19 protein-coding genes and 1 tRNA gene are annotated in these 18,789 nt (G+C 64.9%); 6 read left to right on the plus strand and 14 right to left on the minus strand.

What is annotated here, in order from left to right; genetic code table 11:
• Positions 1–10: 10 nt before the first annotated feature.
• From sphantq_RS04395 to rimP, 3 genes are all read right to left on the minus strand, one after another.
• Positions 11–673, minus strand: a complete 663-nt coding sequence (locus sphantq_RS04395; RefSeq protein WP_066603700.1) for a DUF448 domain-containing protein — start codon at positions 671–673, stop codon at positions 11–13.
• Between the two features lie 216 nt (positions 674–889).
• Complete coding sequence (gene nusA, locus sphantq_RS04400; protein ID WP_066603703.1) at positions 890–2,464, minus strand: transcription termination factor NusA; 1,575 nt, start codon at positions 2,462–2,464, stop codon at positions 890–892.
• 14 nt (positions 2,465–2,478) lie between these two features.
• The gene (gene rimP / locus sphantq_RS04405) at positions 2,479–3,003 is read right to left on the minus strand and encodes a ribosome maturation protein RimP (protein WP_066603706.1); all 525 of its coding nucleotides are present in this window, start codon (positions 3,001–3,003) and stop codon (positions 2,479–2,481) included.
• Positions 3,004–3,210: 207 nt separating this feature from the next.
• On the opposite strand from rimP, the gene sphantq_RS04410 reads away from it, so the two are divergent.
• Positions 3,211–4,347 (plus strand): PQQ-dependent sugar dehydrogenase, encoded by a 1,137-nt coding sequence (locus tag sphantq_RS04410; protein WP_066603708.1) that lies wholly within the window; start codon positions 3,211–3,213, stop codon positions 4,345–4,347.
• 91 nt (positions 4,348–4,438) lie between these two features.
• On the opposite strand, the gene sphantq_RS04415 is transcribed toward sphantq_RS04410, so the two are convergent.
• The 3 genes from sphantq_RS04415 to tpiA all read right to left on the minus strand — a co-directional run bounded on the left by sphantq_RS04415 (position 4,439) and on the right by tpiA (position 7,532).
• Entirely contained in the window at positions 4,439–6,070 is a 1,632-nt protein-coding gene (locus sphantq_RS04415) for a CTP synthase (RefSeq protein ID WP_066603709.1), read from the minus strand.
• A gap of 89 nt (positions 6,071–6,159) precedes the next feature.
• Positions 6,160–6,540 carry a preprotein translocase subunit SecG gene (secG, locus tag sphantq_RS04420; protein WP_066603713.1) on the minus strand — a complete coding sequence of 127 codons (381 nt, stop codon included), beginning with the start codon at positions 6,538–6,540 and terminating at the stop codon, positions 6,160–6,162.
• Positions 6,541–6,770: 230 nt separating this feature from the next.
• Positions 6,771–7,532, minus strand: a complete 762-nt coding sequence (tpiA, locus tag sphantq_RS04425; protein WP_066603715.1) for a triose-phosphate isomerase — start codon at positions 7,530–7,532, stop codon at positions 6,771–6,773.
• Positions 7,533–7,750: 218 nt separating this feature from the next.
• On the opposite strand from tpiA, the gene sphantq_RS04430 reads away from it, so the two are divergent.
• Both sphantq_RS04430 and trpE read left to right on the plus strand, forming a co-directional pair.
• The gene (locus sphantq_RS04430; protein WP_272799694.1) at positions 7,751–9,700 is read left to right on the plus strand and encodes a peptidylprolyl isomerase; all 1,950 of its coding nucleotides are present in this window, start codon (positions 7,751–7,753) and stop codon (positions 9,698–9,700) included.
• A gap of 1 nt (position 9,701) precedes the next feature.
• The gene (trpE, locus tag sphantq_RS04435; protein WP_272799695.1) at positions 9,702–11,225 is read left to right on the plus strand and encodes an anthranilate synthase component I; all 1,524 of its coding nucleotides are present in this window, start codon (positions 9,702–9,704) and stop codon (positions 11,223–11,225) included.
• Positions 11,226–11,228: 3 nt separating this feature from the next.
• Here trpE and sphantq_RS04440 read toward each other — a convergent pair whose 3' ends face one another.
• From sphantq_RS04440 to sphantq_RS04450, 3 genes are all read right to left on the minus strand, one after another.
• Positions 11,229–11,954, minus strand: coding sequence for an extensin-like domain-containing protein (locus sphantq_RS04440; RefSeq protein ID WP_272799696.1), 726 nt, complete (start codon positions 11,952–11,954; stop codon positions 11,229–11,231).
• 3 nt (positions 11,955–11,957) lie between these two features.
• Entirely contained in the window at positions 11,958–12,743 is a 786-nt protein-coding gene (locus sphantq_RS04445; protein ID WP_066603729.1) for an NUDIX hydrolase, read from the minus strand.
• 66 nt (positions 12,744–12,809) lie between these two features.
• Positions 12,810–12,885: transfer RNA gene (locus tag sphantq_RS04450), tRNA-Ala, on the minus strand.
• A gap of 237 nt (positions 12,886–13,122) precedes the next feature.
• Between sphantq_RS04450 and sphantq_RS04455 the strand changes: the two genes are divergently transcribed.
• Both sphantq_RS04455 and sphantq_RS04460 read left to right on the plus strand, forming a co-directional pair.
• Entirely contained in the window at positions 13,123–14,067 is a 945-nt protein-coding gene (locus sphantq_RS04455) for a DUF2171 domain-containing protein (RefSeq protein ID WP_272799697.1), read from the plus strand.
• A gap of 130 nt (positions 14,068–14,197) precedes the next feature.
• Positions 14,198–14,380: a hypothetical protein gene (locus tag sphantq_RS04460; protein ID WP_066603735.1), complete on the plus strand. Its 183-nt coding sequence runs from the start codon at positions 14,198–14,200 to the stop codon at positions 14,378–14,380.
• Here sphantq_RS04460 and queA read toward each other — a convergent pair.
• The 5 genes from queA to sphantq_RS04485 form a co-directional block, all read right to left on the minus strand.
• Positions 14,377–15,417, minus strand: coding sequence for a tRNA preQ1(34) S-adenosylmethionine ribosyltransferase-isomerase QueA (gene queA, locus sphantq_RS04465; protein ID WP_129925931.1), 1,041 nt, complete (start codon positions 15,415–15,417; stop codon positions 14,377–14,379). The two genes, sphantq_RS04460 and queA, sit on opposite strands and share 4 nt — an antisense overlap.
• 25 nt (positions 15,418–15,442) lie before the next feature.
• Positions 15,443–16,171 (minus strand): peptidylprolyl isomerase, encoded by a 729-nt coding sequence (locus tag sphantq_RS04470; RefSeq protein ID WP_066603741.1) that lies wholly within the window; start codon positions 16,169–16,171, stop codon positions 15,443–15,445.
• Positions 16,172–16,270: 99 nt separating this feature from the next.
• Entirely contained in the window at positions 16,271–16,780 is a 510-nt protein-coding gene (gene coaD, locus sphantq_RS04475) for a pantetheine-phosphate adenylyltransferase (protein ID WP_272799698.1), read from the minus strand.
• Positions 16,781–16,783: 3 nt separating this feature from the next.
• Entirely contained in the window at positions 16,784–17,698 is a 915-nt protein-coding gene (locus sphantq_RS04480; RefSeq protein ID WP_129925930.1) for a polyprenyl synthetase family protein, read from the minus strand.
• Positions 17,699–17,718: 20 nt separating this feature from the next.
• Positions 17,719–17,973 carry an exodeoxyribonuclease VII small subunit gene (locus sphantq_RS04485; RefSeq protein WP_272799699.1) on the minus strand — a complete coding sequence of 85 codons (255 nt, stop codon included), beginning with the start codon at positions 17,971–17,973 and terminating at the stop codon, positions 17,719–17,721.
• A gap of 202 nt (positions 17,974–18,175) precedes the next feature.
• Here sphantq_RS04485 and sphantq_RS04490 point away from each other — a divergent pair, with 202 nt between their 5' ends.
• Complete coding sequence (locus tag sphantq_RS04490; protein ID WP_129925928.1) at positions 18,176–18,556, plus strand: hypothetical protein; 381 nt, start codon at positions 18,176–18,178, stop codon at positions 18,554–18,556.
• Positions 18,557–18,789 lie beyond the last annotated feature (233 nt).

Below are 18,789 nucleotides of genomic sequence, written 5' to 3' on the forward strand. Positions count from 1 at the left end.
CGAATTTAACCTAAGCGACCACGCCTGGCACATCGGCGGAGTCAGGCTCCCCATGCACAGGCGCCCCGTTAGCGCAACCCAGATAGCTTTCCAAGCGGCCGATGGCGCCGCGCAGACGCGATGCCGCACGCGAGTCGGTCACCGCGATATGGACGACATTGTCGCGCCCCATTGCCATAGATAGGGCGTCCCGGTCCACAGGCAAGACGATGCCCGCCAAATCCGTGCCTTCGGCTTCCTGTCCGACGCGCAGCGCCTGGTCCAGTTTGCGATTGCCATCGGCCGCCGCATCGGCGGCGTGGAGAAGCAACCGCACCTGGCCCTTGCGGCAGGCGACGTCAATCTTTTCCGAACCCGTCAGCAGCATCGACGCGCGCGCTTCCAGCCCCAGCCGGTCGAGCAGCGTCTTGCGCAGCCCGGATTCGATCATGGCCGGCAGGTCGTCGGGAATCTGGAGATCGCTATCCTTAAACGCGCGGGCCAGCGCGCCTTTGAGCTTGCCCTTGGCCAGCGCGGTTTCCAGTTCGGCGCGCGATACGCCGATCCAGGCGCCCCGACCCGGCGCCTTGGCGCGGATGTCGGGCAGCACCTGACCCTCCGGCCCCACCGCCAGACGAACCAGCGTTTCGGGGTCGGCGCGGTCGCCGGTCAATATGCATTTGCGTTCGGTCATGCGCGCCCCTCCGCCAAAACGGATGAAAGGGCAAGTCCGACGCTGTCGAGAAGCGCTATTCTCTCATCGGGGAGTGTCCGCAACATGGGCGTCCTCCCTTGCTAGAGAAGCGGAACGGACAGCCGCCGGCCCTTCCGGCCGCTCAATGAGCGACCGGGTGGCGTCGGCGATGATCGCGTGGCCGGCCGGGCGGGTGTCGATAAAAGACATGAAGGCTCAGGCTTCCTCGTCTTCGAACCAATGGGCGCGGGCGGCCATGATGATCTCATTGCCCTGCTCGTCCGACAGGCCATAGGCCGCCAATATGCCGCCCTTGTCCTCGGCGCCGCTATCCGATTTGCGGCGACGCTGGTCGACGCGCTTCTTCTGCACCAGTTCGTCGGTGGCCAGGTCGGCCAGGTCGTCGAGCGTCTTGACGCCCGCCTTGCCCAGCGTGACCAGCATGGCTTCGGTCAGATGCGGCATCTCGGCCAGCGCGTCCTCGACGCCCAGATTGGTGCGTTCCTCGCGGGCAGCGGCCTCGCGGCGCTCCAGCGCTTCAAGCGCGCGGTTCTGCAACTCGGCGGCCAGCTCGTCGTCAAAGCCTTCGATCGCCGCCAGTTCGTCGATCTCGACATAGGCGACCTCTTCCAGCTCGCCAAAGCCTTCGGCGACCAGCAACTGCGACAGCGTCTCGTCCACGTCCAGTTCGTTCTGGAACAGTTCGGAGCGGCTGACGAATTCCTTCTGGCGCTTCTCGCTGGCGTCGGCTTCGGTCATGATGTCGATCGCCTTGCCGGTCAGCTGGCTGGCGAGGCGGACATTCTGGCCGCGACGGCCGATGGCGAGCGACAACTGATCGTCGGGGACGACGACTTCGATACGCTCTTCTTCTTCATCGATGACGACGCGGCTGACCTGGGCCGGCTGCAACGCATTGACGACGAAGGTCGCGGTATCTTCCGACCAGGGGATGATGTCGATCTTTTCGCCCTGCATTTCCTGCACGACGGCCTGCACGCGGCTGCCCTTCATGCCGACGCAGGCGCCGACCGGGTCGATGCTCGAATCGCGGCTGATGACGCCGATCTTGGCGCGGCTGCCCGGATCGCGGGCGGCGGCCATGATGGTGATGACGCCGTCGTAGATTTCCGGCACTTCCTGCGCGAACAGCTTCTTCATGAATTCAGGATGCGCGCGGCTCAGGAAAATCTGCGGCCCGCGATTTTCGCGGCGCACGTTCAGCACGACCGAACGGATGCGATCGCCGACGCGAACGACTTCGCGCGGAATCTGCTGGTCACGGCGGATCACGCCTTCGGCGCGGCCCAGATTGACGACGACATGGCCGAATTCGACCGACTTGACGACGCCGGTGATGATCTCACCCACGCGGTCCTTGAACTCTTCATGCTGGCGCTCACGCTCGGCGTCGCGGACCTTCTGGAAGATAACCTGCTTGGCCGACTGGGCGTCGATGCGGCCCAGGTCGATCGCGGGCAGCGGATCGACGATGAAGTCGCCGATCACGGCATCCTTTTTCAGCTTTTGCCCGGCCTTCAAATCGACCTGCTTGAAATAATCCTCGACCAGTTCGACCACCTCGACGACGCGCCACAGGCGCAGGTCGCCGGTTTCCGGGTCCAGCTTGGCACGGATGTCGTTTTCGGCGCCATAGCGCGCGCGGGCGGCGCGCTGGATCGCGTCTTCCATCGCTTCGATGACGATCGCCTTGTCGATCATCTTTTCGGATGCGACGCTGTTGGCGATCGCGATCAGTTCGGCCCGATTGGCGGAAATGGCGTTGGCCATGGCTTTATGAACCCTTATTCTTCGGTTTCAAAATCATCCGCCCCATCGGAGGAAAGCGGCATTGTAGCAGAAAGGAGCGCGTCGGTCAGCAGCAGCTTCGCGTCGCTGACCAGCGCGAAAGGAATGACGACGTCGCCACTCTTCGCGTCGGTAAACAGGATATTGTCGCCTTCGACCCCGTTCAGGACACCACGGAAACTCTTGCGCCCATCGACGATTTCCGTCGCGGTGATCTTGGCTTCATGGCCGGCCCATTCGATAAAGTCGTGCAACCGGGTCAACGGCCGGTCGATGCCCGGCGAGCTGACTTCCAGCCGATAAGCTTCCTCGATCGGATCGGCCTCGTCCATCACGTCGGAAATACGGCGCGAAATGGCAGCACAATCCTCGATGACCAATTGCTTGGTCTTGGGGTCTTCGGCCATGATCTGCAACGTATGCTCGTCGCCCGACCCGAACAGCTTGATCCGCACGAGATCGAAGCCCAGGGCCTTCACCTCCGGTTCGATCAGCGCAGTCAATAGGGCGATGTCCGCCATGCAATCTCCAGAAACTCTATGCGCGCTTCCCCATGTCGCAGACCTAGAAGCGCCGCAAGCGTTTCGCTTGCGACCCTGACATGTGTAACGATGTAAGGAAGCAAGAGCGATATAGGCGTAGCAGGGGAAATCTGCAACATTATTCGTTGTCGCTCATTCTAGCAGCCAAGATACACGCTTCGACCGCCCGAACCGCCGGAGACACTGATGCGCCACCCGATCGCCTTCGCCCTGCCCCTCATCCTGATCGCCTGTTCGGGCGAAGGAGCCAGCAGCCAGACGACCGCCACGGCGGACAAGCCCTTCAGGACCTCCGTCATCGCCGATTTCGATTCGCCCTGGGCCATGACCTTCCTGCCCGACGGCCGCGCCCTGGTGACGGAGAAGAAGGGCGAGATGATCCTGTTCGATCCCAAGAACGGCACCAAAATCCCGATCGCTGGCATCCCTAAAGTGGACAGCGCAGGCCAAGGCGCATTGATGGACGTAGCGCCCTCACCGACCTTCGCCAAAGACAAGGCTGTTTATTTCAGCTTCTCCGAAGAGCGCGACGGGGTGAAGGGCGTGGCGTTGGCGAAGGGCATTTTCGCGCAAGCCAGCGACGGCGCGACGAAGCTGGACGGCGTAACCGTCCTCTTCCGTGCCAGCCCCTATGTCGATGGCAACGGCCACTATTCCGGCCGCATCGCTTTCTCGCCGGACGGAAAATATCTTTTCTTCACCAATGGCGAGCGGCAGAAATTCGATCCCGCGCAAGACCCCAAGGCAACGCTGGGCAAAGTCCTGCGCCTGAACCTCGACGGCACGCCCGCGGCGAATAATCCCCTCGCGGCCCAGGGCTTCAACCCGGCCATCTGGTCCTACGGCCATCGCAACCTGCTGGGCCTCGCCTTCGACAAGGACGGCCGCTTGTGGGAACAGGAAATGGGGCCGAAGGGCGGCGACGAAGTGAACCTCATAAAGCCCGGCCTCAACTATGGCTATCCCAAGGCGTCGAACGGCAGCCATTATGACGGCCGCGACATTCCCGACCATGCGCCGGGCGACGGGTATGAAGCCCCGAAAGTCAGTTGGAACCCCGTTATCTCGCCCGGCGGCCTGCTCTATTATTCGGGCGACCTCTTCCCGCAATGGCAGGGATCGCTGTTCATCGGCGGCCTGTCGAGCCAGAGCCTGGTCCGGGTGAAGCTGGACGGCGACAAGGCGCAAAAGGCCGACCAGTGGGATATGGGCGCCCGCATCCGCGAGGTGGAGCAAGGGCCTGATGGCGCGCTCTGGCTGCTGGAGGATGGCGGCGACGGATCGCAGGGCCGGATGCTGAAACTGACGCCGGCGGCATTTTGATTTGGACCATTTGATAGTCCATCCCGTCACTTGATGGGGGTGAACAGGATGAAGATTTCCGTATCCGACGCCACTCCGGCCCCGCCTTTGTTTACACCAACCGGCTCTGCTTGACCGCCGCTTCGATGAAGCTGGCGAAGAGGGGATGCGGGTCGAACGGCTTGGACTTCAATTCCGGGTGGAACTGCACGCCCACGAACCAGGGATGGTCGGGCCGCTCGACGATTTCGGGCAGCGTGCCGTCGGGCGACATGCCGGAAAAGATCAGGCCGCCCTTTTCCAACGGTTCGCGATAGCCGGCATTGACCTCATAGCGATGGCGGTGCCGCTCGCTAATGTCGTTGGCGCCGTATATGCCCGCCACAACGCTATTGCCGGTCAGCTTAGCCGGATAGGCGCCCAGCCGCATCGTGCCGCCCAGGTCGGTGTCGGCGGTGCGCTTCTGCAGGCCTTCGGTGCTCATCCATTCGGTGATGAGGCCGACGACCGGCTCGGATGTATCGCCAAATTCGGTAGTGGAGGCCGCCGCAATGCCCGCGGTGTTCCGCGCGCCCTCTATGCAGGCCATCTGCATCCCCAGGCAAATGCCGAAGAAGGGCACATTGCGTTCGCGCGCGAATTTGACGCTGGCGATCTTGCCTTCCGACCCGCGCACGCCAAAGCCGCCCGGCACCAGGATGCCGTGCATCGGCTCCAGGCTCGCGACGATGTCGTCGCCCTTCTCGAACAGTTCAGCGTCGATCCACTTGACCTTCACCTTCACCCGGTTGGCCAGGCCGCCATGGTTGAGCGCTTCATAGAGCGACTTATAGGCGTCTAGCAGGCCGACATATTTGCCAACCACGCCGATCGTCACTTCGCCTTCGGGGTTCTGCTGGCGATCCATGATGTCGTCCCAGCGGGCCATCTGGGGCGTGGGCGCATCCTTGATGCCAAAGGCGCGCAGCACTTCCGCGTCCAGCCCTTCGGCATGATATTGATGCGGCACGGCGTAGATGCTGCTGGCGTCGAGCGCGGGAATGACCGCTTCGGGACGCACGTTGCAGAACAGCGCAATCTTCTGGCGCTCGCTGTCAGGCAGCGGATGCTCGCAACGGCACAGAAGGATGTCGGGCTGGATGCCCAGCGAGGTCAGGTCGCGCACGCTGCGCTGGGTCGGCTTGGTCTTCAACTCGCCCGCGGCCGCAATGTACGGCACCAGCGTCACATGGACGAAGATCGACTGGCCGCGATCCAGGTCGTTATGGAGCTGGCGAATCGCTTCCATGAAGGGCAGCGATTCGATGTCGCCCACCGTGCCGCCAATCTCGCACAGCACGAAATCGATATCGTCGGTGTCGGCCAGCGCGAACGCCTTGATCTCGTCGGTCACGTGCGGAATGACCTGCACCGTCGCGCCCAGATAATCGCCGCGCCGCTCGCGCTGGATAATCGTCTGGTACACGCGGCCCTGCGTCACATTGTCGCTCTGGCGCGCGGAAACGCCGGTAAAGCGCTCATAATGGCCAAGGTCCAGGTCGGTTTCCGCCCCGTCGTCGGTCACATAGACTTCGCCATGCTGATACGGGCTCATCGTGCCCGGATCGACGTTGAGATAGGGGTCGAATTTCCGGATTCGCACACGGAAACCTCGCGCCTGCAGCAGCGCTGCAAGCGAAGCGGCCATCAGGCCCTTGCCAAGCGAGGAGACCACGCCGCCGGTGATGAAAATATACCGCGTCATGGGAGGAGAGGCTTAGCCTTTCGGAACAACAAAGGGCAAGCGCGCGAATCCACGCACGCTAAAAAAAGATCGAAAGATCGGTGAAAGGTTTAGTTGGCGAGCGGAACCGCGCCATTGGCCGCCGGAGTCGAGGACGCCGCATTGCTGGCGACGCCCGCCAGCGGATCGGCGTTACCGGCGGGGGCCGGGGCGTTCTGCGTCGCCGGAGCCTGCTTGACCAGCGATGTGTCGATGTCGCTGGGCGCATGACGCACCGATGCGATCACCGCCATGACGATCGACAGGGTAACGAAGATCGTCGCCAGCACCGTGGTCGACCGGGTCAGGAAATCCGCCGCGCCGCGCGCCGACATCAGGCCCGCCGGGCTGCCGCCTACGCCAAGGCCCCCGCCTTCCGACTTCTGCATCAGGATGACGGCGACCAACAGGGCCGCGATGATGGCCTGCACGACGAGAAGGAAGGTGAACATGCGACGGGGTGTCCGGTACTATAGGATGCGTTGGCGCGCACATAGCGACGAAGCGTCGTGGGGGCAACCTATGAGGGGTGCGACCTTCGTCCTCTTCCACGAAACCCTTTCACCGATCGCCCTGAGCGAAGTCGAAGGGCACGACTGAGCGGAGCGAAGTCACTTCGCTCCGCTCAGTAAAAGGCTTCGACTTCACCCAGACCGAATGGAAAAAATCGCTGGGCCTTCGCTCAAGCCGCCACGGCCAAATTGCCGTCCGCCGCCGCCACGATCGGGGCGAATTTCGCCGCGGTCAGGCTAGCGCCTCCCACCAGCCCGCCGTCTACATCGGCGATTCCCAGCAGTTCGGCGGCATTCTCGCCGTTCATCGACCCGCCGTAAAGTATGCGCATCGCACCCGCTTCGCCGCCGATGCGGCTGGCCAAAGCGGCGCGCAGCGCGGCGTGCATGGTGGCGACCGCCTCCATCGTCGGGATGCGCCCGGTGCCGATCGCCCAAATGGGTTCATAAGCGACCGCCAGCCAATCGGCCGAGGCGCCGTCCGGCAAGGATGCCAGCAATTGCGCCGAAACCACCGCTTCCGCATCGCCCGCATCGCGCACGTCCAGGCTTTCGCCCACGCACAATATGACGTTCAATCCGGCTGCCCTGGCCGCCATCGCCTTGGCCGCGACATCCGCGTCGCTTTCACCCTGGTCCTGCCGCCGCTCGCTATGGCCCACGATGGTCCAGCTGGCGCCGGCCTCGGCCAGCATCGCCGCCGACAGGCAGCCGGTATGCGCGCCGTTGCCCTGCATGTGGCAATCCTGCGCGCCGATGAAGGCCCCGCCCTTCTGCCCGTCGGCCGCCGCGATCAACGTCGCGGGCAGGCACAGGCCCACTTCCACATCGCCATGATCGGCCGCCAGCGCGCCGATCGCCGCTACCTCGCCCAATTGCGCCATCAGGCCGTTCATCTTCCAGTTGCCGACAACCAGCTTGCGCCTGTCCATCAATCTTGGTCCCTTGTGATTATTGCCGCACGATGCGCCCGGCCGATCCCCGACGGTCTTTCAGGCCAAAGGCCTTTCAGACCGCGCCTCCTTGGATCGTCCCGGCACAGGGATAAGGCGATGAACGGCGCTCGCGCATTTGTCCAGTCCAAGCCTTGCCGCCGCGCGCATCCGCGCCTAAAGCGGGCCGCCATAACGCCCGTAGTTCTGGAACCCCCATGCTTTCTGTCTTTCGCAGCTTCATCCGATCCAAATTCGGCGCGCTTTTCGCCATCCTTTTCCTGGGGGTGATCGCTGCGGCCTTCATCCTGGGGGACGTCACCAGCGGCAATTACGGCAGCCCGCTGGGGGGCGGCGCGACTGCGGCCAAGGCGGACGGCTACAAGCTCACGGAAACGGAATTGCAGGATCGGGTGCAGCGCGTGTTCGAAAATGCGCGCCGCACCAATCCCGGCCTCCAGATCGGCGATTTCTTCGAGCAGGGCGGCGCGCGCCAAGTGTTCGACCAGTTGGTGGCGTCCCTGACGCTCAAGGCGTTCGCCGACGATCAGGGCGTGCATATCTCCAAGCGGCTGGTCGACGCGCAGATCGCGCAAATCCCCGCCTTTCAGGACGCCGCCGGCAATTTCAGCAACGACAATTTCCGCGCCCTTCTGGTGCGCGAACGGCTGACCGAACAGGCGCTGCGGGATGACATCAGCCGCGAAATCCTCCAACGCCACCTGCTCGCCCCGGTGGGCCTGGGCGTGAAGCTGACCGACAGCATGGTCCTGCCCTACGCCTCGCTGCTGCTCGAAGCGCGTCAGGGCACGGTCGCGGCGATCCCGGCGGTCGCCTTCCTCGACGACAAGAATCCGACCGACGCGCAACTGGCCGACTATTACAAGAAGAACGCCAGCCGCTTCACCATCCCCGAACAGCGTCGCATCCGCTACGCCGTGGTCGATGCCGAGCGTTTCGCCCAGGCGGCCCAGCCGACCGAGGCTGAGATCAGCGCCAGCTACAACCAGAACAAGGCCGCCTACGCCGCCAGGCAAAGCCGCAGCGTCGAGCAGCTCGTGCTGCCGACCCAGGCGGGCGCCAAGGCGATCGCCGATCAGGTGAAGGGCGGCAAGTCGCTCGCCGCCGCAGCCCAGGGCGCTGGCCTCGCCGTATCGACCCTGGCCGACCAGAGCCGCGAAGCGCTGACCGCCACGGCGGGCAAGGGCGTCGCCGACGCCGTGTTCGCGGGCAAGCAGGGCGACCTGATCGGCCCGGTGCGCGGATCGCTCGGCTGGCTGCTGCTGCGCGTCACCGCGACGAAGGAAACTCCCGCCCGGCCGCTGGACGCGGTGCGCGGCGAGATCGTCACGGCGCTGCGCGCGCAGAAGGAAAAGCAGCTCTTGTCCGACTTCACCGGCAAGATCGAGGATGCGATCGCCAATGGCGACAGCTTCGAGGAAGTGGCGAAGGATAATGGCCTGAAGCTGGAAACCAGCCCGCCCCTGCTGGCTACCGGCAAGCAGGTGAAGGACCAGGCCTATGCCGCCCCGGCCGACATCCAGCCGCTGCTCGCCCCCGTCTTCGCGATGAGCGCGGACGACGATGCGCAGTTGATCCCGATCACCGCGGACAAGCGTTATGCGCTCGCCGCGCCGGGCGAGATCACCACCGCCGCGCCGCCGCCACTGGCCGAAGTCAAGCAACTGGTGCTCGCGCAATATAAGCTGAATGCCGGCAACCTGAAGGCGAAGGCGCTGGCCGAGCAGATCCAGGCGAAGGTCGCCAAGGGCGCAAAGCTGGCCGACGCCATCGCCCAGGCCGGCGTCAAGCTGCCCGCGCCGCAGATGCTGGGTGGCCGCCGCGCCGACATCATGCGCGGCGAGCAGCGTCCCCCGGCCGAAGTCGCCATCCTCTTTGCGATGGCGGCGAACACGGTCAAGACGCTGCCGATCGGCCAGGATCGCGGCTATTTCGTCGTCCAGCTAAACAAGATCGAGCGCGGCGACGCCAAGAACCAGCCTGCCTTGCTGAACCAGGTCCGCACCCAGCTCGCCGATGTGGTCGGCCAGGAATATGGGCAGCAATTCGAACGCGCGATCGAAAAGGAACTGGGCGTCACCCGCAACGCCAAGGCGGTGGAGCAGGTCCGCAGCGCACTCGCCGCCACCAATAGCGGCGAGCAGTAAGATGGCGGCGATCGGCGGGACGGCAGACGGCGTAGAGACTGCGCGCGCGGCGCTTTTGCGCGGCGAATCGGCGCTGGTGTGGCGGCGGCAGATCGCCGACACCGACACGCCCATCTCCGCCGCGCTCAAACTGTTCGAGCCCGATCGCGGCGATTATCTACTGGAATCGGTGGAGGGCGGCGCGGTGCGAGGCCGCCACAGCCTGATCGGCCTCGCCCCCGACCTCGTCTTCCGCGCCAACGGTCAAAATGCCGAAATCAACCGCCAATGGGCGACCGATCGCGACGCCTTCGTCCCCGAAAGCGCCGGCGCGCTCGATGCCTTGCGCGCGTTGGTGGCCGAATGTCGCGCCGCGATGGATCCCGCCCTGCCCGCCGCGCTCGCCTGCCTTGTCGGCTATTTCGGTTATGAGACGGTCGGGCTGGTCGAAAAACTGCCCCGCCCCGCCGCCAATCCCATCGGCGTGCCCGATATGCTGTTCGTGCGCCCGACCGTGATCCTCGTCTTCGACCGGCTCGCCGACGCCCTCTATCTGGTCGCCCCGGTGTGGAAGGGCAGCTTTACCGACGCGGATCGGGCTATCGAGGAAGCGCTGGAGCGGATCGACGCCACCGCCGCCCGCCTCGCCGCGCCCCTGCCCGCGCTCCCCGCCCCGGCAAATATCGCCGATGTCACGGTCACCCCGGTATTGGAGCCGGGCCGCTATGCGCAGATGGTCGACAAGGCGAAGGACTATATCGTCGCGGGCGACATCTTCCAGGTGGTGATCGCCCAGCGTTTCACCAGCCCCTTCACCTTGCCCCCGATCGCCCTTTATCGCGCGCTGCGGCGGATCAACCCATCGCCCTTCCTCTATTATCTCGACCTGCCCGGCTTCGCGCTGATCGGCTCTTCACCCGAAATCCTGGTCCGCGCCCGCGACGGCGAAGTCACGATCCGCCCGATCGCCGGCACCCGTCCCCGCGGCAAGAACGCCGTGGAGGACGCCGCCAATCGCGAAAGCCTGCTCGCCGATCCCAAGGAACGGGCCGAGCATCTGATGCTGCTGGACCTGGGCCGCAACGATGTCGGCCGTGTGGCGACCGCGGGCAGCGTCACCGTGACCGACAGCTATAGCGTCGAATTTTACAGCCACGTCATGCACATCGTCTCGAACGTCGTGGGCCGTCTGTCCCCTGAGAAAGACGCGATCGACGCCCTGTTCGCGGGCTTCCCGGCCGGCACCGTATCGGGCGCGCCCAAGGTCCGCGCCTGCGAAATCATCGCCGAACTGGAGCCGGAAACGCGCGGCGCTTACGCCGGCGGGGTCGGCTATTTCGGCCCGGACGGCAATATGGACAGTTGCATCGTGCTGCGCACCGCGGTCCTCAAGGACGGCGTCATGCATGTCCAGGCGGGCGCCGGCATTGTCGCCGATTCGACCGCCGAATACGAACAGCGCGAATGCGAAGCCAAGAGCGGCGCCTTGCTGGCCGCCGCGCGCGAGGCGGTGACGCTGGCGCGGGAAGCCGGCTTCGGCCAGTAAAGGTCAGCGGCACGCCCGTCCGCCCATCGCGCCCCGTTCCGCCTGGTCCAGATGGAAATGGTCGCGATGCGCGGCGTTATAGTCGGGCGACAGCACGGTCGAGAACAGCCCGCACGCCCCGTCCCGCACCGCGCGCAGAAATTCCGCGTCCTTCTCCGTTCCCTTCCAATCGTTCAGCACGCTGACCTGCCTCCCGTCCTTCAACACGAAGGCGGCGACGTCGATCGCGTCGGCGGTGGCATGTTCGCTATAATCGCCCCGGCTGCGGCCATAGATGCGCCGACAGCTATAGCTGCCGAAATGGCGGATGCTGCGCACCGGCGCGCCATAGATGCGCTGCGCGGCCGGCTGCACCACCTGCCATTCCCACAGTTTGAGCGCGGCCGCCACCGGGCAGGAGGGCGCCACCGCGGCCGGCGCCAGGGCGATCGCATCACCGTCAGGTCGCAACCGCACCGCATCGGCATAGCGACACTGGTCCGCCCCGCCCGGCTCCATTGCGACATAATCCACCCCGGCCCGGTCGAGCAGCGCCCGGCATTGCGCACGGTCGCCGGTCAGCACCGCCAGCTTGCGGCCGGTGAACAAGCCGATCGGCTGCCCCAGGTCCAGACCGGTCCAGGGCAGATCCTGCGGCCTTTGCCGCAACCAGGCATAGCCGAGGAAGATCAGGGTCAAAAAGCCGCCCAGCAGGACAAGGCGGCGCAGGGTCAGGTGAAGTCGGCGCATGTCTTAAACACGCCGGACTTGCCGCATCGGTTCCGATGTGATCGGATAACCCAGATGGGTCGGGATGCAGAGATGGGTTTCGCCGTCGCGCTGCTCCCGCCATGGCCGCACCTTCTCCACAGGATAGGCCAGCGCATGGGCGACCAGGGCGTCAAGATTCGCGTGCAGCGCCAGCCGCTCCAGATTGCGGCGAGTGGGAAAGATCACCTGTGCCTCACCCGCATCCGCCTTCGCCAGCGTATCCGCCGCGCTGCTCCAGAACAGGCGCACATTCTCGGTCGTATCGACGCTCGCCACCTGCCCTTCGGGCGCGCGCGCCAGATAGAATCGCGTGTCGAACACCCGCCGCGCCCGCTCGAACGGCGCGGGGTGCCAGCGCGCAAAGGGCGTCAGCGCGTCGAGCGCTATGCCCAGCCCCAACCGCGCCAGCATCGCGCCCATCGTCCGCCCGTCATGCAACCCATCGCGCAGCCGCAGGACGACAGCCGCGTCCACCGCACCCGTCAAGCCGATCCCCAGCCCGCTTTCCTCGATCGTCTCGCGAATGGCGGCGATCCGCCCGGCCGCCTCGTCCGGGTCCAGCCCATGGTCGATTACGTGCGCCAGCGCATGATCGCCCTCGTCCACCGCGCCGCCAGGAAAGACCAGCGCGCCTGCGGCAAAGGCCATGGTCGACGCGCGCTCCACCATCAGCAATTCCGGGGGGCCATCATGCCGGTCGCGCACGATGACAACCGTGGCGGCGGGGCGGCCCATATCCGTTTCACGGGCATCTGTTTCAATTGTCATGGAAACCGCTCTACGCATGTCATGCGCCAGCGGTAAAGTCCTTGCGGTTCAACCCTGGAAAGGGGTTGGTGGAGCCTAGCGGGATCGAACCGCTGACCTCGTCATTGCGAACGACGCGCTCTCCCAGCTGAGCTAAGGCCCCCGAAGGAGCGCTGCCTATAAGCGAGCGATTTAGCCCATGCAACCGTCTTTTGCACAAAAATGCTTATGTGCGGCCGCTCTGGATCAAGCCGTTCGGAAAGGGAGCGATTTGCGCGCGACAGAGCGCCCGACAGGCAGGACATTACCCCTGCGTAACGCCCGGAACGATGCCCCTTTCCACTCATTGACCTCCCGTGGACGCCGCGCAGGTGTCGCTCACAACAGAAGGAGAAGGACAATGGGTTACCAAGGCGGACGCCGCTATGGTGGCGATGATCGATATGGCAGCAACTGGGATCGCGGCGGCGACCGCTATCGCCGGTCAGGCGATTATGGACCCGACGATCGCGGCTATCGCTACGGGACACGCGGCCAGTTCGGCGGTCCCGACCATCGCCGCCCGCCCAGCGATTATCATTTCGAAGATCGCGGTTTCTTCGACCGCGCCGGGGATGAGGTCCGCAGCTGGTTCGGCGATGAGGAAGCCGAGCGTCGGCGCGAATATGACGAATATTATAACCGCCCCTATGGCGACCCGCGCGACCAGTCGAGCCGCATGGGCTATGCATCGGCCTCCCGCAGTGATTATCTGCCGAACCGCGGCTTCACCCCCTATAGCGGCGAACGCAGCGGCTATGGCAGTGAAGACCATGGCGATCGCGTCTATGGCTATGGCCCGCAGCAGGATTATGGCGCGCATCATGACAGCAATTACCAGGCCTGGCGCCAGCAGCGCGTGGATGAACTGGACCGCGACTATGCCGAATATCAGCGCGAACATCGCGACCGCTTCAACAGCGAATTCGGCACTTGGCGCAACCGCCGCGGCGAACAGCGCCAGGCGATACAGCAGGTGCGCGAACATCATGAGGTGGTCGGCAGCGACGGCGAGCATGTCGGCACCGTCGACAAGCTGCGCGGCGACCGCATCATCCTGACCAAGAGCGACAGCGATGCCGGCGGCGTTCACCATTCTATCCCGTCAAGCTGGATCAAATCGGTCGACGCGACCAAGGTGACGTTGGAAAAGACCGCCGAGCAAGCGCAGGACGCTTGGCGCACCGAACGCGAGCAGAACGCCTTGTTCGGCGGTCGCGACCGCGATCAGGGGGGCTGGACCGGCGAAGGCGCCGCAAGCAGCACCTCCGGCAGCAGCAGCTATAGCGGCATCCGCTATCGCTAATCCCGCTGGTTGAAAACGTAAAAGGCCCGGTTACCGCGCCGGGCCTTTTTCATGGGCGCAATTGACCCGGCGCCACGGAACTTCGGTCGCCCCTGCGCGCTGAGGAAAGACAATAGTGTAAGGAGTCCCCATGAAGAATCTCATCGGCACCACCATCGGCGCCGCGATCGACCGCAAGGATGGCGACAGCGGCGTCAAGGGCGCGATATTGGGCTATGCCGCATCGGGCGCTGCGAAAACTCTCGGCAAGCTCGGCCTGTTGGCCGCGATCGGTTATGGCGCCGTCAATCTCGTCCGCAGGCGCAACGCCTAAACGCTGCGCTGCGGCAACAGCAGCGAGCTATCCCCATAGGAATAGAAGCGGTAGCCCGTCTCGATCGCATGACCGTAGACGGCCCGCATCCGATCCGTCCCCATCAATGCACTGACCAGCATGAACAGCGTCGATTTGGGCAGATGGAAATTGGTCATCAGTCCGTCAACCGCCTTGAAGCGGTAGCCGGGCGTGATGAAAATGCGCGTTTCGTCGGCGAAGGGTCGGATCAGCCCATCTTTGTCGACGGCGCTTTCCAGCAACCGCAGCGATGTTGTGCCGACCGCGATCAGCCGCCCGCCCGCCGCTCGCGCCGCATTCAGCCGGTCAACCGTCGCCGCGTCGATCCGCCCCCATTCGGCGTGCATCCGATGGTCGTCGGTATCGTCCGCCTTTACCGGCAGGAACGTGCCGGCCCCGACATGCAGCGTCAGCGTCTCGGTCGTGATGCCCGCCTGGTCCAGCGCCGCCATCAAGTCGGGCGTAAAGTGCAGCGCCGCGGTGGGCGCGGCGACCGCCCCATCCTTCCGCGCGAACATGGTCTGGTAATCGCTCCGGTCGCGTTCGTCGGTCGGACGCTTGCTGGCGATATAGGGTGGCAGCGGCATCCGCCCCGCCCGCTCCAGCAAAATCTCGACCGGCTCGTCGCCCTCGAAGTCGAGCGTCACGCCGCCATCCTCGTCGCGCGGCCCGGCGATCGCCGTCACGCCCGCCCCGAAATCGATCCGGTCGCCCGCCCGCACCCGCTTTGCGTTGCGCAGAAAGGCCTGCCATTGCCGCAATCCCTGCCTTTTGTGCAGCGTCGCGCCGATCCGCGCCTCGCCGCGCATCCCTTCCAGCTGGGCGGGAATAACTTTGGTGTCGTTGAACACCAGCACGTCGCCCGCGCGCAGCAGGCCGGGCAGGTCGCGCACGACATGGTCTTCCATCGCGCCATTGCCCGGCGCCAGCAACAGGCGCGCGCTATCGCGCGGCGACGCGGGCCGCAGCGCGATATTTTCGGGCGGCAGGTCGAAATCGAACAGCTCTACGCGCATGGCTTCATTCGGCGCGAACGCCGCCTTACTGGCCAGGCGTAGCGGGCAGGATCGATGGCGCGGCGGGCGCTGGCGCCACCGGGGCGGTCACCGGCGGCTTGCCGTCGCTCTCGATCGACGCTTGCAGGATCACGGTGGGGTTGGCCGGCGGCTCGCCCTGCGCGATCGCGTCGACATATTGGATGCCCTCGATCACGCGGCCGAAGACGGTATATTTCTTGTCCAGTTGCATCCGCGGCAGCAGTACGATGAAGAATTGGCTGTTGGCGCTGTCCTCGCTCTGGGCGCGCGCCATCGACACGGTGCCGCGCAGATGCGGCATCGGGTTGAACTCGGCCTTCAGGTCCGGCAGCGTCGATCCGCCCGTGCCGTCGCCCTTGGGATCGCCCCCCTGCGCCATGAAGCCGGGGATGACGCGATGGAATTTCAGACCGTTATAAAAGCCCTGGCGCGTCAATTCCTTGATCCGTTCGACATGGGTCGGCGCGATGTCGGGGCGCAATTGAATGCGCACGCGGCCGCCGCTCGACAAGTCCAGATCCCAGATATTCTGGGGATCGGCCGGCACGGTGGCGGGCGGCAGCTGGGGCTTTAGGTTCGTATCCAGCGACTTGGCGTTTTCCTGCGCGCGCGCGGCGGCTTCCGCCTTCTTCACATCCTCGCCGCCACCACCGCCGCCCTGGGCATAGGCCAGGCCGGACGCGGTAAGGGCGACGCCGATCGCAACGGTCTTGAGCGCGCAGGTGAAACGCATGGGGTAGGACTTCCTTGATCTCTTAGGCCGACGGGGCAAGCCGCCCTGATAGCGCGCTGATCGCGATTGGCAACTGAACGCAGGCTGAAAGAGGATAACTCAGCTGCCCTTGCGCCCGATCTTCTCGACCCGCGCGACCACCTCGTCGCGCACGGTCGGGCTGACGAATTTATGGATCGGCCCGCCATAAAGCGCGATTTCCTTGACCAGTCGCGACGCGATCGGCTGCAACGACACGTCCGCCATCAGGAAGACGGTTTCGATCCGGCCGTTGATCTGCTGGTTCATGCCCGCCATCTGATATTCATATTCGAAGTCGGCAACGGCCCGCAGGCCGCGAATGATGACGCTGGCGTTCTGCGATTCGGCAAAATCCATCAGCAGCGAATTGAACCCGGTCACGACGATCTCCGTGTCGATGCCCGCGCATTCGCGCCGCACCATCTCCAGCCGTTCCGCATCTGAGAACATGGGCGATTTAGCGATGTTGGTGGTGACGCCGATCACCAGCTTGTCGACCAGCTTCGCGCCGCGCCGGATGATGTCCATATGGCCGAGCGTGATCGGGTCGAACGTGCCCGGATAGACGCCGATACGCTGCTTGCTCATGATTTAGCGGTCCCTCTCCACGATATAGTCGGCAATGGCGCGCAGCAGGTCGGCCTCCGCGCCAGACCCGCGCAGATGCGCCTTGGCCTGTTCGACCAGCATATGCGCCTGTTCGCGCGCGCGCTCCACGCCCAGCAGCGACACGAACGTCTCCTTGCCCGCCGCCGCATCCTTGCCCAGCGCCTTGCCCGCCAGCGCCGCGTCGCCCTCGACGTCCAGCAGGTCGTCGGCGATCTGGAAGGCCAGGCCGATGTCGCGGGCGTAGCCGTGCAGCCCGGTGCGCGCCTCATGCGGCAACCGCGCCATGATCGCGGCGGCCTCCACGCAGAAAGCGATCAGCGCCCCGGTCTTGAGATTTTGGAGCCGCGTGACGGTCGCCAGGTCGAAGCGGGTTTTTTCCGCCTCCAGGTCCATCATCTGTCCGCCCGCCATGCCGGCCGGGCCGCTCGATAAGGCCAAGGCCCGCACCAGGTCGATCCGCACGAACGGATCGGGATGCGTCTGCTCGTCAGCCAATATCTCGAACGCCAGGTCGTGCAGGCAATCGCCCGCCAGTATCGCGGTTGCTTCGTCATACGCCTTGTGCACCGTCGGCTTGCCGCGGCGCATATCGTCATTGTCCATCGCCGGCAGGTCGTCGTGGATCAGCGAATAGACATGGATGCACTCGATCGCGAGGCCGACGCGCAGGGCCGAATCGCGCGAGATGTTGAACAGGTCGCACGCCGCCTGCACCAGCAGCGGGCGCAATCGCTTGCCACCGCCGATCGCCGCATGGCGCATCGCGTCATAGAGGCGCGCGCGGGCGTCGTCGGGCACCGCGAGCAGCCGGTCGAAAGCGGCATCGATGTCCTGCGCGACGCTGGCCGCGCGGCTGGCGACCAGCGATGCTGCGGAGGCGCTCCGTCCCTCGTTCATGCCGCCCCCATTCATGAAGGTCAGTCCGCGCCGAAGGGTTGCGCGCCGGTCACCGCGCCATGGGTGTCGACCGTCAGCTTGGCGATCCGCGCTTCGGCCACTTGCAATCGCTCGGCGCAGCGCTTGCGCAGTTCCTCGCCCTGGGCATAAAGCGAGATCGACTCGTCCAGCGGCACGTCGCCGCTTTCCAGCCGACGGACGATCGTTTCGAGCGCGCGCAGCGCATCCTCGAAAGACAAGGTTGCGGTATCGGGGGTGGAATTATCCTCAGCCATGCCCCTGCATTGGCGGCCGCCACCGCCCCGGTCAAGCCCGCGTCGGCCATTTAAAGGCGGTCAGGGGCGCGACCCGCCCGCAATTCGCCATTCATCCTCATATCGTCATCCTATCGTCATGACGTCATTTCACGGCGCATGGCGGGAACATCGCAGTTTTGCGTTGACGCACCATGTTGCACATGCACATAAAAGGATCGCTATGAAATATTATCTCCCCCTTATCGCCGTCGCCAGCGTGGCTTTGCTGTCGGCCTGTAACAAGAATGACGAACCCGAAGTCGTGGGCGGCCCTGCCGATCCCATGGCGGCCGAACTCGCTAACGCCGCGCCGGTCGAGCTGCCGCCCTCGGTCAAGGCCAACAAGCAGTTCCGCTGCAAGGACAACAGCCTGATCTTCGTCGATTTCATGACCGACGACAAAACGGCGAACCTGCGCACCGAAAAGGGTGGATCGCCGACCAAGCTGGTCGCAGCGGAAGCGGGCCAGCCCTACACGGCCGATGGCTTCGAAGTCAGCGGCCAGGGCGACGCCGTGACCATCACCGTGCCTGGCAAGGGCGCCCAGGCCTGCCACGTCTAAAACCGGGCACGCCTTTTTCTGTCTTCACCAAGGCCGGACCTCCCCTAAGGTCCGGCCTTTTTCTTTTGGAGTGAGTGGCGGGTTTGCGACCATTGCGTTCGCAATCCGACCTTCCCTCCCCCTTTCTCGCCCCAATCATTGCAAGCCGTCACCCTCTCGCTTCTCTGCGCCTCGGCGCGAAAAATCACATCAGCCGAAACGCGCCACCTCCCATCCCCCGCTCCCGCCCGATC

The organism is Sphingobium sp. AntQ-1, assembly GCF_028538045.1.
Taxonomy (GTDB): domain Bacteria; phylum Pseudomonadota; class Alphaproteobacteria; order Sphingomonadales; family Sphingomonadaceae; genus Sphingobium; species Sphingobium cupriresistens.

Bases quoted from the DNA above. Each gene is read 5' to 3' on its own strand.
- sphantq_RS04430 (WP_272799694.1), top strand. From the start codon at position 7,751: ATGCTTTCTGTCTTTCGCAGCTTCATCCGATCCAAATTCGGCGCGCTT.
- sphantq_RS04480 (WP_129925930.1), bottom strand. From the start codon at position 17,698: ATGAACGAGGGACGGAGCGCCTCCGCAGCATCGCTGGTCGCCAGCCGC.
- sphantq_RS04410 (WP_066603708.1), top strand. From the start codon at position 3,211: ATGCGCCACCCGATCGCCTTCGCCCTGCCCCTCATCCTGATCGCCTGT.
- rimP (WP_066603706.1), bottom strand. From the start codon at position 3,003: ATGGCGGACATCGCCCTATTGACTGCGCTGATCGAACCGGAGGTGAAG.
- nusA (WP_066603703.1), bottom strand. From the start codon at position 2,464: ATGGCCAACGCCATTTCCGCCAATCGGGCCGAACTGATCGCGATCGCC.
- coaD (WP_272799698.1), bottom strand. From the start codon at position 16,780: ATGAGCAAGCAGCGTATCGGCGTCTATCCGGGCACGTTCGACCCGATC.
- trpE (WP_272799695.1), top strand. From the start codon at position 9,702: ATGGCGGCGATCGGCGGGACGGCAGACGGCGTAGAGACTGCGCGCGCG.
- sphantq_RS04445 (WP_066603729.1), bottom strand. From the start codon at position 12,743: ATGACAATTGAAACAGATGCCCGTGAAACGGATATGGGCCGCCCCGCC.
- sphantq_RS04455 (WP_272799697.1), top strand. From the start codon at position 13,123: ATGGGTTACCAAGGCGGACGCCGCTATGGTGGCGATGATCGATATGGC.
- sphantq_RS04470 (WP_066603741.1), bottom strand. From the start codon at position 16,171: ATGCGTTTCACCTGCGCGCTCAAGACCGTTGCGATCGGCGTCGCCCTT.
- tpiA (WP_066603715.1), bottom strand. From the start codon at position 7,532: ATGGACAGGCGCAAGCTGGTTGTCGGCAACTGGAAGATGAACGGCCTG.
- sphantq_RS04460 (WP_066603735.1), top strand. From the start codon at position 14,198: ATGAAGAATCTCATCGGCACCACCATCGGCGCCGCGATCGACCGCAAG.
- sphantq_RS04490 (WP_129925928.1), top strand. From the start codon at position 18,176: ATGAAATATTATCTCCCCCTTATCGCCGTCGCCAGCGTGGCTTTGCTG.
- secG (WP_066603713.1), bottom strand. From the start codon at position 6,540: ATGTTCACCTTCCTTCTCGTCGTGCAGGCCATCATCGCGGCCCTGTTG.
- sphantq_RS04485 (WP_272799699.1), bottom strand. From the start codon at position 17,973: ATGGCTGAGGATAATTCCACCCCCGATACCGCAACCTTGTCTTTCGAG.
- sphantq_RS04415 (WP_066603709.1), bottom strand. From the start codon at position 6,070: ATGACGCGGTATATTTTCATCACCGGCGGCGTGGTCTCCTCGCTTGGC.
- sphantq_RS04440 (WP_272799696.1), bottom strand. From the start codon at position 11,954: ATGCGCCGACTTCACCTGACCCTGCGCCGCCTTGTCCTGCTGGGCGGC.
- sphantq_RS04395 (WP_066603700.1), bottom strand. From the start codon at position 673: ATGACCGAACGCAAATGCATATTGACCGGCGACCGCGCCGACCCCGAA.
- queA (WP_129925931.1), bottom strand. From the start codon at position 15,417: ATGCGCGTAGAGCTGTTCGATTTCGACCTGCCGCCCGAAAATATCGCG.